General features: G+C 62.5%; 11 protein-coding genes. 6 read left to right on the forward strand and 5 right to left on the reverse strand.

Going from position 1 to position 13,491, the window contains the following annotated elements:
• Positions 1-5: 5 nt before the first annotated feature.
• Positions 6-707: a sterol desaturase family protein gene (locus BLU48_RS06220; protein ID WP_057024922.1), complete on the reverse strand. Its 702-nt coding sequence runs from the start codon at positions 705-707 to the stop codon at positions 6-8.
• Between the two features lie 658 nt (positions 708-1,365).
• Between BLU48_RS06220 and BLU48_RS06230 the strand changes: the two genes are divergently transcribed.
• The 6 genes from BLU48_RS06230 (at position 1,366) to BLU48_RS06260 (ending at position 8,739) form a co-directional block, all read left to right on the forward strand.
• The gene (locus BLU48_RS06230; protein ID WP_057024921.1) at positions 1,366-2,286 is read left to right on the forward strand and encodes a substrate-binding domain-containing protein; all 921 of its coding nucleotides are present in this window, start codon (positions 1,366-1,368) and stop codon (positions 2,284-2,286) included.
• Positions 2,287-2,349: 63 nt separating this feature from the next.
• Positions 2,350-3,858 (forward strand): sugar ABC transporter ATP-binding protein, encoded by a 1,509-nt coding sequence (locus BLU48_RS06235; RefSeq protein WP_057024920.1) that lies wholly within the window; start codon positions 2,350-2,352, stop codon positions 3,856-3,858.
• Positions 3,824-4,816 (forward strand): ABC transporter permease, encoded by a 993-nt coding sequence (locus tag BLU48_RS06240; protein WP_057024919.1) that lies wholly within the window; start codon positions 3,824-3,826, stop codon positions 4,814-4,816. The genes BLU48_RS06235 and BLU48_RS06240 overlap by 35 nt, the downstream gene beginning before the upstream one ends.
• 27 nt (positions 4,817-4,843) lie before the next feature.
• Positions 4,844-5,935, forward strand: a complete 1,092-nt coding sequence (locus BLU48_RS06245; protein ID WP_057024918.1) for an alcohol dehydrogenase catalytic domain-containing protein — start codon at positions 4,844-4,846, stop codon at positions 5,933-5,935.
• Positions 5,936-5,939: 4 nt separating this feature from the next.
• A complete protein-coding gene (locus BLU48_RS06250; RefSeq protein WP_057024917.1) occupies positions 5,940-7,472 on the forward strand; it encodes an FGGY-family carbohydrate kinase in 1,533 nt (510 codons plus the stop codon).
• A gap of 541 nt (positions 7,473-8,013) precedes the next feature.
• Positions 8,014-8,739 (forward strand): SDR family oxidoreductase, encoded by a 726-nt coding sequence (locus tag BLU48_RS06260; protein ID WP_057024916.1) that lies wholly within the window; start codon positions 8,014-8,016, stop codon positions 8,737-8,739.
• Here BLU48_RS06260 and BLU48_RS06265 read toward each other — a convergent pair.
• From BLU48_RS06265 to BLU48_RS06280, 4 genes are all read right to left on the reverse strand, one after another.
• Positions 8,736-9,740: a LacI family DNA-binding transcriptional regulator gene (locus BLU48_RS06265; protein WP_046068771.1), complete on the reverse strand. Its 1,005-nt coding sequence runs from the start codon at positions 9,738-9,740 to the stop codon at positions 8,736-8,738. The two genes, BLU48_RS06260 and BLU48_RS06265, sit on opposite strands and share 4 nt — an antisense overlap.
• 58 nt (positions 9,741-9,798) lie before the next feature.
• Entirely contained in the window at positions 9,799-10,662 is an 864-nt protein-coding gene (locus BLU48_RS06270; protein WP_057024915.1) for a LysR family transcriptional regulator, read from the reverse strand.
• 154 nt (positions 10,663-10,816) lie between these two features.
• On the reverse strand, positions 10,817-12,220 hold the full coding sequence (locus BLU48_RS06275) for an amidase (RefSeq protein ID WP_057024914.1): 1,404 nt from the start codon (positions 12,218-12,220) through the stop codon (positions 10,817-10,819).
• Positions 12,217-13,485: a Zn-dependent hydrolase gene (locus tag BLU48_RS06280; protein WP_057024913.1), complete on the reverse strand. Its 1,269-nt coding sequence runs from the start codon at positions 13,483-13,485 to the stop codon at positions 12,217-12,219. Before BLU48_RS06280 ends, BLU48_RS06275 begins: the two co-directional genes overlap by 4 nt.
• Positions 13,486-13,491: the final 6 nt, after the last annotated feature.

Consider the following 13,491-nt stretch of genomic DNA (forward strand, 5'->3'; position numbering starts at 1 on the left):
TTGATCTATGTGTGTGACGCGGGGGGCAGTCCAGTTGGACTGCCCCTTTTTTTTACCGTGGGTTCCCAATGCAAAGTGCCAAACAGATAGTCCATCAACGGCAGCACGATATTGAAATTACGCCCCTGCATCAGCTCGCGACGGTGGTGCAGGGCGTGCAGGCGGTGCATCTGGCGAATCCACGGCAGACGCGCCACCGCGTGTTCAGCGGGCAAGTGTTCGCAGGCGTGGAACACTTCGTAGAGCAGGTAGCCGAGGATCATGCACCCGGCAAACAGCCCGGCGACGTTGGGGCTCAATTGCTTGAGCAGCCACCAGGCGGGGAGGGTGATGGCCAGGCTGTGCAGCACAATCAGCCAGGCAGGGAACAGAATGACGCGCCAGTCCCGGGGGCTGTCGTAGGTCATGTGCCCAGGGGTGAAGAAGCTGTGGTGGTCGCCGGTGTGGCGTGCGTAGAACAGCCGAGCGAACCCATGTTTGTGATGGCCGAGGTGGCGGTGTACGAGGTAGATGCACAGGTTGAAGAACACCAGGGTCAAGGGCACGGTCAGCCACTCTAGCGCGGTGATGTCGGCGGTGGCGGACCAGGCCAGGGTCATGCAGGCAATGCCGTAGCCGAGGACGAACGTGGCGTGCAGCCAGGGGTTGTAGTGGCGATGCACGTTGGCACGGTAGTGGGCGCGGAAGGTTTCGGTGGGGTGGGGCATGGTGGACTGCTCGGTCTTTTTGTCAGGGACTGAGCTTAGTGGATGGGGCGCAATGTGCGAGTTTTTTGGAGCCCCCGCTCCTAATGTGGGAGGGGGCTTGCCCCCGATGGCGGCCTGACAGCCGACCAGGATGTTGGATCAGGCCGGGTACATATTCATTGCTGCGGTAACGGCCACTTAGGGTTCCGCTTTTACAGCGGGTCACTTTTGGAAAAGAGCCCCAAAAGTAACCAAAGGCTCTTGCCCCACCACTCGGCACCTCGCCCAGGCTCGGTGTGCCCGTAATCCGCCAGGGATTTGGGGGGCCGCCGCCACGCGCCCTCCCTGGCGCGGGGCGGCTAAACCGGCATCCCTGCCGGTTTACCCCCCAAATCCCTGTCGGATTCCGGCCAGCGTGGTTTAACGGGGCGCCTGAGATCAAGATCAAGAGCAAGAGCGGCTCGCTGCGCATCGTGGTTACCGTTGGCTGCTACTCAGTTGTGTAAATACCCATGCCCCGATGATGGAATGTCAGGGATACATCAGTGCTGACCCACCCACATTTTGATCGAGACCGACCAGTGGAGGCTTGCGCAGGTCCGATTTACTTGTTAGCTTCTGGCAAAATGTTAACGATAACATTTGCTCTAAAAATAAAAACAAAACAGAGACCCACGCCATGAAAATGCTCTCGAAGACCCTGTGTTTACTGGCTGCCGGCATCACCCTCGGCACTCAGGCATTTGCCGCCACGTTACCTGCGCCCATCCGCATCGGTGCGTCGTTCCAGGAAATCAATAACCCCTATTTCGTCACCATGAAAAACGCCCTGGAAGAAGCCGGCGCGACCATCGGTGCAAAGCTCATCATTACCGACGCCCGCCACGACGTGTCCAAGCAGGTCAGTGACGTCGAAGACATGCTGCAAAAAGGCATCGATATCCTGCTGATCAACCCTACCGATTCGGTCGGTGTGCAATCGGCCGTCAAGTCGGCCCATGCCGCGGGCGTCGTGGTGGTGGCGGTGGACGCCCAGGCGGACGGCCCGCTGGATTCGTTCGTCGGCTCGAAGAACTTCGACGCCGGCTTCCAGGCGTGTGAATACCTGGCGAAAAACATCGGTGACAAAGGCAATATCGCCATCCTCGACGGCATTGCCGTGGTGCCGATCCTCGAACGTGTGCGCGGTTGCAAAGAGGCGGTGGCCAAGCACCCGGACATCAAGATCGTCAGCATCCAGAATGGCAAGCAGGAACGTGACCAGGCGCTGACCGTCACCGAAAACATGTTGCAGGCCCAGCCCACCCTCAAGGGCATTTTCAGCGTCAATGACAACGGCTCCCTCGGTGCACTCTCGGCCATCGAAGCCAGCGGCATGGATGTGAAACTGGTCAGCGTCGATGGCGCGCCGGAAGCGATCAAGGCGATCCAGAAGCCCGGCAGTCATTTCATCGCCACCTCGGCCCAATACCCCCGTGACCAGATCCGCCTGGCTTTGGGCATTGCCCTGGCCAAGAAGTGGGGCTCGCAAGTACCCGCCACTATTCCGGTGGACATCACTCTGATCGACCAGGCCAAGGCCAAGGATTTCAGCTGGTAAACCCCTCAAGCCCCGCGCTCGCCGTGGGGCCCAGGCAAACCTTCTGAACGCGAGGTCGGCGGTATGAGCAGTCTTCTGAAGCTGGAAAACATCTGTAAGCGGTACCCGGGCGTGCAGGCCCTCAAGTCGATCAACCTGCAAGTGGAGCGCGGCGAAATCCACGCCTTGCTCGGCGAAAACGGCGCGGGCAAATCCACCCTGATGAAGATCCTCGGCGGTGTCGAGCATCAGGACGAAGGGCAGATCCTCATCGATGGCCAGGTCCGGCAATTTGCGACCTACCGTGACGCGATTGCCGCCGGTATCGGCATCGTGTTCCAGGAATTCAGCCTGATTCCCTACCTCACGGCCGTGGAAAACATCTTCCTCGGCCATGAGCTGAGCAACCGTTTCGGCCTGTTGCGCAAGCGCGAAATGATCGAGGCGGCGCAGGCGTTGTTCCAGCGTCTCGGGGTGAGTATCGACCTGCACTGCGCGGTCAAGCACCTGAGCGTAGCCGAGCAGCAGTTCGTCGAAATCGCCAAGGCCCTGGCCCTGGATGCGCGCTTGCTGGTACTCGATGAACCGACCGCAACCCTGACCCCCAGCGAAGCCGAGCTGCTGTTCGAGATCATGCGTGAACTCAAGCGCCAGGGCGTGGCGGTGATTTTTATCTCGCACCATCTGGAAGAGATTTTCCAGGTGTGTGATCGCATCAGCGTACTGCGCGACGGCGCCAATGTGGGCGTTACCGATGTGGCCGACAGCGATATCGACCGCCTGGTGGAAATGATGGTGGGGCGGCGCCTGGCATGCAGCTTTCCGCCCAAGCCCACCGGCGAGCGCGGCCCGCTGTTACTGGAGGTCAAGGACATCCAGTTGGTACGCAACGGCCCGCATAACAGCTTCCAACTGCACAAGGGCGAGATCCTCGGCTTCGCCGGGCTGGTGGGCTCGGGCCGCACCGAACTGGCCCTGGGCATGATGGGCGCGCTGGCGTCGGTGAGCAAAGACGTGTGGCTGCGCGGCGAAAAAATCAGCCTCAATGACCCGGCCGAGGCACTCGCCCATGGCATCGGCCTGCTGCCGGAAAGCCGCAAGAGCGAAGGGCTGATCACCGATTTCAGCATTCGCGAAAACATCTCCCTGAACAACCTGCCCAAGTACCAGAACGCCAGCGGGCTGATCGACACGGCCAAGGAATGCGCCAGCGTCGAAGCGCTGATGCGCCAGCTGTCGATCAAGGCGCCCAGCGGCGAAAGCCGGGTGCTTAACCTCAGCGGCGGCAACCAGCAAAAAGTCGTGATCGCACGCTGGATCAACCACCACTGCGACGTGCTGGTGTTCGATGAACCCACACGTGGCATCGACGTCGGCGCCAAGGCGCAGATCTACGCCTTGATGCGCAGCCTCACCGAACAGGGCTACGCCATCATCATGATTTCTTCTGAACTGCCCGAAGTCATCGGCATGTGCGACCGCGTCGCGGTGTTCCACAAGGGCGCGATCGTCAAGGTGCTGGAAGCGTCCGCCGTCAATCCTCAAGAGGTCATGCGCCATGCAACAGGGGGCTCAAGTGAATACGTCCATTAACACCGCAGGCACCAGCCGCTTGCGCCTGAACCTGGCGCGGCTGCTGCGCTCGCCGGCGTTTTATCCGTTTGTCGGGCTGGTGGTGGTGACCCTGGTGATGATCCTTGCCAGCGACACGTTTCTTACCGCCAGCAACCTGTCCAACATTGCCCGCCAGGTGTCGATCAACGCGATTATCGCGGTGGGCATGACCTGCGTGATTCTTACCGGTGGCATCGATTTGTCGGTGGGGCCGGTGATGGCGCTGTCCGGCACCTTGACTGCCGGGCTGATGGTCGCGGGTGTGCCGCCCGGCCTGGCGATTGGCGCCGGGTTGCTGGTAGGCGTGGCGTTCGGCATCGGCAACGGCTTGTTCGTGGCTTACCTGCACATGCCGCCGATCATCGTCACCCTGGCGACCATGGGCATCGCCCGTGGATTCGGGCTGATGTACACCGACGGTTACCCGATTTCCGGGTTGCCGGAGTGGTTTGCCTTTTTCGGTCGCGCCAGTGTGTTCGGCATGCAGGTGCCGATCCTGATCATGCTGCTCACTTACCTGGCGGCCTATGTGCTGCTGCAACACACGCGCATCGGCCGCTACATCTACGCCATCGGTGGCAATGAAGAAGCAGTGCGTTTGTCCGGAGTGCGCGCAGCGCGCTTCAAGCTACTGGTGTATGGCATCAGCGGCTTCACCGCGGCGATTGCCGGGCTGGTGCTCACCTCGCGCCTGATGAGCGGCCAGCCGAATGCCGGCGTGTCGTTTGAGCTGGATGCGATTGCCGCCGTGGTGCTTGGCGGCGCATCGATTGCCGGCGGACGCGGGGTCATCGTCGGCACCTTGCTCGGCGCCATGCTGCTGGGCGTGTTGAACAACGGCTTGAACATGCTTGGCGTATCGCCTTACGTGCAGAGCGTGATCAAGGGCGGGATCATTTTGCTGGCGATCTTTATCAGCCGTCAGCGCCATCGATAAATACCTCATCACACAGGACTGAACACCATGGACAAGCACACCCACATGCAAGCCGTCGTCTGCCACGGCCCGAAAGACTACCGCCTGGAACGCATCGGCAAGCCCCAGGCCCGCGCCAATGAGCTGGTGATCCGCATCGCCGCCTGTGGCATCTGCGCCAGCGACTGCAAGTGCCACTCGGGCGCGGCGATGTTCTGGGGTGGCGACAACCCCTGGGTCAAGGCGCCGGTGGTGCCTGGCCACGAATTTTTCGGCTACGTGGTGGAAACGGGCGAGGGCGCCGAGGAGCACTTTGAGGTCAAGGTCGGCGACAAGGTCATCGCCGAACAGATCGTGCCCTGTGGCAAGTGCCGCTTCTGCAAGTCGGGCAAATACTGGATGTGCGAAGTGCACAACATCTTCGGCTTCCAGCGCGAAGTGGCCGAAGGCGGCATGGCCCAGTATATGCGCATTCCCAAGACTGCCATCGTGCACAGGATTCCCGAGGCAGTGTCCTTGGAGGATTCGGCGCTGGTGGAGCCCATGGCCTGCTCGATCCATACCGTCAACCGTGGCGATATCCAGCTCGACGACGTGGTGGTGATTGCCGGCGCGGGCACCCTCGGCCTGTGCATGGTCCAGGTGGCGGCGCTGAAGACCCCGAAAAAACTGGTGGTGATCGACATGGTCGACGAGCGCCTGGAACTGGCGAAAAAATTCGGCGCCGATGTGGTGATCAACCCGGCCCGTGACAATGCTCGCGAGATCATCAACGGCCTCACTGACAACTACGGCTGTGACGTCTACATCGAAACCACCGGCGTACCGGCGGGCGTCACTCAAGGCCTGGACCTGATCCGCAAGCTCGGGCGCTTCGTCGAGTTCAGTGTATTTGGCGCCGAGACCAGCGTCGACTGGTCGATCATCGGCGACCGCAAGGAACTCGACGTGCGTGGTGCGCACCTTGGGCCGTATTGCTACCCGATCGCCATCGACCTGTTCGAACGCGGCCTGGTCACCTCCAAAGGCATTGTCACCCATGATTTCCCGCTGGACGACTTCGCCGAAGCCTTCGAACTGGCCAACTCCACCAAGTCGATCAAGGTGCTGTTGAAGCCGGTGCTGCCCGCCCATGAGTAACGGCATGCACTACGTCATGGGTGTCGACATCGGCACCCAGAGCACCAAGGCGTTGTTGGTGGATGCCCAGGGCACGATCATCGCCCAGCACAGCCAGGGTTATCGGGTCGATACCCCGAAAGTGCGCTGGGCCGAGCAATGGCCGCAGGTGTGGCTGGATGCAGTCGAGGCGTGCGTGGCCCAGTGCATGGCCAAGGCTGGCGTGCCGGCGCAGCAGGTCAAGGCGCTGTGCATCAGCAGCTTGTACGGTGGCTCAGGGGTTGCCGTGGATGCACAGATGACGCCGCTGCACCCCTGCCTGATCTGGATGGATCGTCGCGCCGGCGAGCAGGTCGAGTGGGTACGTGAGCACGTGGACCTGGACCGGCTGTTTGCGGTGACCGGCAACTCAGTGGACAGCTACTACGGTTTCACCAAGATGCTCTGGCTCAAGCAGCATCAGCCGCAGGTGTGGGCGAACACCCGCTACCTGCTGCCGCCCAACAGCTATATCAACTGGTGCCTGACCGGTGAGCTGGCGGTGGACCACAGCAGCGCCGGCAATATCGGCGGTGTGTATGACGTGCTCGAGCGCGGCTGGTCCGAGGAGATGCTCGCGGCGCTGGAGATTCCCCTGGCCATGATGCCCGAGCGCCTGTTGTATTCCGGCGAAGTGGTGGGTGGGCTGTTGCCGGATTGGGCGGCACGCCTGGGTTTGCAGGCGGGCATGCCGATCCTCGCCGGCGGTGTGGACGCGGCCATGGCCACCCTGGCCGCAGGCGTCACCCAGCCGGGCAATCATGTGGCAATGATCGGCACCAGCATGTGCTGGGGTTACCTCAACCAGCAGGTGGATGCCCGCCATGGCTTGGTCAGCATGCCCCATGTCTACAACGGTCACCGCGACCTGTACATCTTCGGCGGCGCGATCACCGCCGGGGCCTCGGTCAGTTGGTTTCGCGAGCAGTTCTGCCAGGCCGAAGAGCAACAGGCCCAGGCGACGGGGCAAGACAGCCTGGTGCTGCTGGAGCAGAGCGCGACGAAGATCCCGGCGGGCAGCGAAGGCCTGTTGTTCCTGCCGTACCTGATGGGTGAGCGCAGCCCGGTATGGGACGACCGCGCCAGCGGCAGTTTTGTCGGGCTGAACCTGTATCACAGCCGCATCCACTTGTATCGCGCAGTGCTGGAAGGGGTGAGTTTTGCCCTGCGCCACAATATCGAAGCAGGCACCCAGGGCGCACATTCCCTGGATCCGCGCCTGATTGTAGTGGGCGGGGCGAGCCATTCGGACCTGTGGATGCAGATTATTGCGGATGTCACTCGCTACCCCGTCTACACCATTGTCCAAGAGGTTGAAGCGGCCCTGGGCGCGGCGTTATTGGCGGCGCATACGGTGGGGTTGGTGAGTGATGAAGCCATGGACACGGGCTGGGTGAAACTGGAGCAACGGGCGCAGCCCAAGCGCGAGAATGTCGCGGTCTACGACCAAGGGTTTGCCGAGTACCTGAAGCTATACCCGGCCCTGAAACCGATCATGCACAACCTGCAAGCTACCTGACTCAACACAGAAAAAAATGTGGGAGGGGGCTTGCCCCCGATGGCGTTGGGTCAGCCACAGATGCATTCACTGAAACGCCCCCATCGGGGCATAGGTATCTACACAGCTGGCCATACTGACTCGCTGCTTGCTCTTGCTCTTGCTCTTGCTCTTGCTCTTGCTCTGCTTTTGATCTTGATCTTAGGCGCCCCGTTAAACCACGCTGGCCGGAATTCGACAGGGATTTGGGGGGTAAACCGGCAGAGATGCCGGTTTAGCCGCCCCGCGCCATGGATGGCGCGTGGCGGCGGCCCCCCAAATCCATGGCGGATTACGGGCACACCGAGCCCAGGCGAGGTGCCGAGTGGTGGGGGCAAGAGCGTTTTGCTTACTTTGCCGCTTTTCAAAAGTGACCCGCTGTAAAAGCGGAACCCTAAATGGCCGTTGCCCAAATAACGGATATGTACCCGGCCTGATCCAACATCCTGGTCGGCTGTCAGGCCGCCATCGGGGGCAAGCCCCCTCCCACAGTGGATCTTCATTGTTCTTGAGATTTTTATCTATGAACGCAGTCTTCAACTTCACCCACCACCGCATCCTCGTCACCGGCGCCAGCAGCGGTATCGGCCGGGAAATCGCCCGGCAGTTGATTGCCAGCGGCGCCGAAGTCTTTGCCCTCGGCCGCGACGCCCAAGCCTTGGCCGAACTGGGCTGCCACTCCCTCTGTGTGGACATTGCCGACAGCGCGGCCCTCGATAAAGTGCTGCAAGACCTGCCGCCCCTGCACGGCCTGGTCAATTGCGCCGGCATCTCGCGCCTGGAGCCCGCCGCTGCCATCAGCGCAGACGCCTTCGACCAGGTGATGAACGTCAACGCTCGTGCTGCCGCCCAGGTGGCCAGCCGTGTCGCGGCCAAGATGATCGCGGCGGACATCGCCGGCCGTATCGTCAATGTGTCCAGCCAGGCGTCGTTGGTGGCGTTGGATGACCACCTCGGCTATTGCGCGTCCAAGGCGGCCCTGGATGCAATCACCCGTGTGCAATGCGCCGAATGGGGGCGGTTTGGCCTGCGCGTCAACAGCGTCAACCCCACCGTGACGCTGACGCCGATGGCAAGCATGGCCTGGTCCGACCCGGCCAAGCGCGACCCGGCGTTGGCGGCGATTCCCCTGGGGCGTTTTGCGCAACCGGCGGAAGTGGCGTTGCCGGTGCTGTTCCTGCTGAGCGATGCGGCGAGCATGATCAGCGGCGTGAGCTTGCCTGTCGACGGTGGCTACACCAGCCGCTAGCCGTTTTCCAACTGCCCGGCGATCACAACCTTGTCCCGTGGCTTGTAGGGATCTTCCAGCCGGTCGAGCAGCAGGCGTACCGCGCTGCTGCCGGCCAGGGAGGCATCGTGGGCCACGCAGGCGATGGGCACGCCAAAGATATCGGCGAAGGGCAGGCGGTCGATACCGCAGATGGTCAGGCTGTCGTGGGGGATGTCGTGCATGCGCAATGCGCGCAAGGCTCCCAGGGTAATCAACTGGTTGAAACCCATGATCGCGTCCGGCGCCGAGTGAGTGGCCAGGTAGTCGAGGGTGTGCAAATACGCCGGCATCAAGGTGTAGTCGCCGGCCTGCACCTCGACCTGAATGTGCGGGTGTTCGGCCAGCACTTCGCGCAGGCCCTTGAGGCGCTCCACCGTGATACGCGAATGCTCGGGGCCGGTCAGCACCAGCAGGCGCCTGAAGTTTGGGGTCTGGCGCAGCAGGTAGTGTGCTGCTTGCAGGCCGCTGTGGTAGTTGTCCAGCACTACGCGGCTGAACGGGCTGTCGTGGATCGTGCGATCAAGCAGCACCACCGGGGTCTTGCCGTTGCCCAGGCGTTCCAGGTAATCGGGCTGGTAGCTCGGTTCATCGGAGACCGGCGACAGGATGATCCCCGCCACGCGGTAGCCCAGCAGGGTATCCACCGCTTTGCTCTCGAGTTCCTCCAGCTCATCGGTGTCCACCAGCATGATGGTGTAGCCGTGCTTTTTCGCCTCGCGGGAAATCGCCTTGATCATCTCGCTGTAGAACGGGTTGTCCACCGACGCGGTAATCACCCCGATGATCAGGCTCTCACTGCGCTTGAGCCCACGGGCGAAGGCGTTGGGCACATAGTCCAGCTCCCGCGCTACCTCCAGGATGCGCGCCAGGGTGGCGGGTTTGACCAGGTCGGGTTTGCTCAGCGCCCGGGACACCGTGATGGTGGTCATGCCGACGCGTTTGGCGATGTCGCTGATGGTGACGGACTTTTTCTTGTTCATCGGTAAGGCTGCAAAAGGACACACCCGCAGGCTAGCATGCGCGGCGGCATCCGGTGCTTCAAATCAGCGGATCCCAGCGTTGCGACCAGTCACTTTCAGCCTTGACCACTTCGCGTAGCAGCGCCAATGCCTGTTGCAGCACCGCCGAATCCCGCGCCCGTGAATACACCAGGTAGGTAGGGAAACTGAATTCCGGGGCCTTGGCCACCCGCTGCATCACGCCGCTGTCCAGGTAGCTTTGCACCACCCGCGTACGGAAGTAGCCGGCACCGCCATTTTCCAGGATGTACTGCAACGCCAACGGCCCGAGGTTGAAGCTCAGCGCGGCGCGGGCCTTGTCGGGCAGGGCGGCGTCATGTTGCTGGCGAAAACCCTGGCCCCAGTCGATATATACGTAGGGCTCGGGTTTGCTCGCCAGTTGCACTAGGATCAGTTTTTCTTCCAGCACTTGCTCCACTTGCAAGCCCGGCCAGTATTGCGGCTGGAACACCAGCGCTGCGTCGAGCACACCCAGTTCCAATTGGCGCAGCAGGTATTCACCCTCGCGGATTTCGGTGCGCAGGGCATGCCCGGGGATATGTTCGCGCAGCGCCTGAGCCCAGCCGAGCATCAACGGGTTGCACAGGCTCACCTCACCGCCGATATGCAGCACATTGCGATAGCCATCGGGCAACGGCAGATCACGGCGTGCAGCCTCCCAGGTTTGCAGCAGCTGGTTGGCGTACACCACAAAGGCTTCGCCATCGGCGGTCAGGCGCGCACCGGCACGGTTGCGGATAAACAGCGTGCTGCCCAGCTGGCTCTCCAGGTTCTTCACCCGGGCGGTGATGGCGGTCTGGGTGACGTGCAGTTTCTCGGCCGCTGCGGCCAGGCTGCCGCAGCGCGTGATTTCCAGGAAGGTGCGTGCCAGTTCGATGTCCATGAAGCCCCCCGGAAGATGAATGGAGGGCATTGTAGTGGAATGCGGTAAAACTGTGGGAGGGGGCTTGCTCCCGATGAGGGAGTTTCAGCAAATGCAGCGGTGACTGACTCGCCGCCATCGGGAGCAAGCCCCCTCCCACCGGTTCAACTGAATTTCAGCTCAGGGTTTCAGGTGCTGCCAAATGCTCGGTAGGGAATGCCTTTGCATACGCGTGGCAAACCCTCAACACCTGCTCATCGGCAAACCGTGCGCCCACCACATGCAGCCCCACCGGCAGCCCATTCGCCGCCAATCCACAGGGCACCGACGCCGCTGGTTGCTGGGTCAGGTTGAAGGGGTAGGTAAACGGCGTCCATTCCATCCATTCGTTCATCCCCGAACCCGGCGGTACGTTGTGCCCGGCTTCGAACGCGGTAATCGGCATCACCGGCGACACCAGCACGTCGTAGTGCTCATGGAACGCCGCCATGCGCGCAACCAGTGCGGCGCGCGCTTCCAAGGCGGCGTTGAAGTCATCCAGGCTCAGATGCTCGCCCCGTTGCGCAATACGCAGCAGCCCCGGGTCCAACAGTTGCTTTTGCGCGTCGCTCATGGAACTGGTCAGGCGTGCGGCGCCGGCGGCCCAAAGGGTGCTGAACACCTCAAGCGGGTCGCTGAAACCCGGGTCGATCTGCTCGACATGGGCGCCCAATTGCACCAGGCCCTCCACCGCCTGGGCGACGACCTTGGCGACTTGCGGGTCGACATCCACATAGCCGAACGAGGGGCTATAAGCCACGCGCAAGCCCTTCAGATCCGCCCCTGGGGTGAGCCAGGGCGTGGTCCTTGGCGCCCCGATCAGGCCATCGCGCACATCCATTTGTGCCACGGTTTGCAACATCAGCACGCTGTCTTCCACCGTGCGGGTCATGGGCCCCAGGTGCGACAGGATGGTCATGGAGCTGGCCGGCCACTGCGGCACATAACCGAAGGTCGGCTTGATCCCGAACGTGCCGGTGAAGGCACAGGGTATGCGGATCGAGCCGCCGGCATCGCTGCCCTGGTGCAGCACACCCAGGTTCAGCGCCGCTGCCGCACCGGCGCCACCTGAGGAACCGCCCGCCGTGGTGCGGGTGTCCCACGGGTTGCGGGTGATGCCGTACAGCGGGTTGTCGGTGACGCCTTTCCAGCCGAACTCGGGGGTGGTGGTCTTGCCCAGCAGCACCGCGCCGGCCTTGCGCATGAAGTGCGAGAAGGGCGCGTCCACATCCCACGGTCCCTCGGCGGATGAGGTGCGCGAGCCCTTGCGCGTAGGCATGCCGAGGGTCAGGGTCAGGTCTTTGATCGACGCTGGCACGCCATCCAGGGCGCCGCAAGGGGCACCTTTTAACCAGCGTTGTTCCGAGGCCCGCGCCGCGTTCAATGCACCCTCAGGATCGACATGGCAGTAGGCGTTCACCACCGGGTTGTAGCGCTCGATGCGCAGCAACGCATCTTCGGTGACCTCCACCGGTGACAAGCTTTTGTCGCGAAAATGCTGCAACAGTTGCACCGCTGTCAGTTGGCCAATCTCACTCATGCCAGATCCCCCTGTGCCGCATTCACCATGGCCCGCAGCAACACTGCGCAACCTGCCGCCAGGTCATCCGGTGTGGCGTTTTCGATTTCGTTATGGCTGATGCCGCCTTCGCACGGCACAAAGATCATCCCGGCCGGGCCCAGTTCGGCGACGAAAATCGCGTCATGCCCGGCGCCGCTGACGATGTCCATATGGCTCAAGCCCAAGGCGCTCGCAGCCTCGCGCACGGCATTGACGCAGGTCGGGTGGAAGTCCAGCGGCGGGAAGTCGGCGGTGGGCGTCAGCTCAAAGGTCAAGCCGTGGCGGGCGGCCGTGGTTTCGATCACGCCGCGCACTTCATCGACCATGGCTTGCAACTTGTCGGCATGCAGGTGGCGCAAGTCGATGGTCATCTGCACCTGGCCTGGAATCACATTGCGCGAACCGGGGTGCAGGCTCAGGCAACCAACGGTGCCGCAGGCATGGGGTTGTTGCTGATGGGCGATACGGTTGACTGCGCTGACCACCTCGGCGGCGCCGACCAGGGCGTCCTTGCGCAGGTGCATCGGGGTGGGGCCGGCGTGGGCTTCGACGCCGGTGAGGGTCAGGTCGAACCATTTCTGGCCCAGGCAGCCCATGACCACGCCGATAGTGGTGGCCTGGTCTTCCAGTACCGGGCCTTGCTCGATATGCGCTTCGAAGTAGGCGCCGACCGGATGGCCCAAAACCGCACGGGAACCGGCATAGCCGATGCGCTGCAATTCGGCGCCTACCGACAGGCCGTGGTCGTCGCGTTTGTCGAGGGTGTCCTGCAAGTCGAACTTCCCGGCAAATACCCCGGAACCCATCATGCACGGCGGGAAGCGCGAGCCTTCTTCGTTGGTCCACACCACCACTTCAATCGGCGCTTGGGTCTCGATCTGCAAGTCATTCAAGGTACGGATCACTTCCAGTCCGGCCATCACCCCGTAGCAACCGTCGAACTTGCCGCCGGTGGGTTGAGTGTCGATGTGGCTGCCGGTCATCACCGGGGGCAGGGCGGGGTTGCTTCCGGCACGACGCGCAAAGATATTGCCGATGGCGTCGACAGTGACGCTGCACCCGGCCGCTTCGCACCACTGCACAAACAGGTCACGGGCCTGGCGGTCCAGATCGGTGAGGGCCAGGCGGCACACGCCACCCTTGGCGGTGGCGCCGAGTCGGGCCAGGTCCATCAGCGATTGCCACAGGCGGTCGCGGTTGATCAGCGGGGCGTTGCTCTGCAGCGGTTGCGCAAAACTATTCATGGGCAT

Origin of the sequence: Pseudomonas synxantha, assembly GCF_900105675.1 — a bacterium.
GTDB classification, from domain to species: Bacteria; Pseudomonadota; Gammaproteobacteria; order Pseudomonadales; family Pseudomonadaceae; genus Aquipseudomonas; species Aquipseudomonas synxantha.

Coding starts and splice junctions, on each gene's coding strand:
- BLU48_RS06250 (WP_057024917.1), top strand. CDS start 5,940: ATGCACTACGTCATGGGTGTCGACATCGGCACCCAGAGCACCAAGGCG.
- BLU48_RS06260 (WP_057024916.1), top strand. CDS start 8,014: ATGAACGCAGTCTTCAACTTCACCCACCACCGCATCCTCGTCACCGGC.
- BLU48_RS06275 (WP_057024914.1), bottom strand. CDS start 12,220: ATGAGTGAGATTGGCCAACTGACAGCGGTGCAACTGTTGCAGCATTTT.
- BLU48_RS06245 (WP_057024918.1), top strand. CDS start 4,844: ATGGACAAGCACACCCACATGCAAGCCGTCGTCTGCCACGGCCCGAAA.
- BLU48_RS06230 (WP_057024921.1), top strand. CDS start 1,366: ATGAAAATGCTCTCGAAGACCCTGTGTTTACTGGCTGCCGGCATCACC.
- BLU48_RS06235 (WP_057024920.1), top strand. CDS start 2,350: ATGAGCAGTCTTCTGAAGCTGGAAAACATCTGTAAGCGGTACCCGGGC.
- BLU48_RS06220 (WP_057024922.1), bottom strand. CDS start 707: ATGCCCCACCCCACCGAAACCTTCCGCGCCCACTACCGTGCCAACGTG.
- BLU48_RS06280 (WP_057024913.1), bottom strand. CDS start 13,485: ATGAATAGTTTTGCGCAACCGCTGCAGAGCAACGCCCCGCTGATCAAC.
- BLU48_RS06270 (WP_057024915.1), bottom strand. CDS start 10,662: ATGGACATCGAACTGGCACGCACCTTCCTGGAAATCACGCGCTGCGGC.
- BLU48_RS06265 (WP_046068771.1), bottom strand. CDS start 9,740: ATGAACAAGAAAAAGTCCGTCACCATCAGCGACATCGCCAAACGCGTC.
- BLU48_RS06240 (WP_057024919.1), top strand. CDS start 3,824: ATGCAACAGGGGGCTCAAGTGAATACGTCCATTAACACCGCAGGCACC.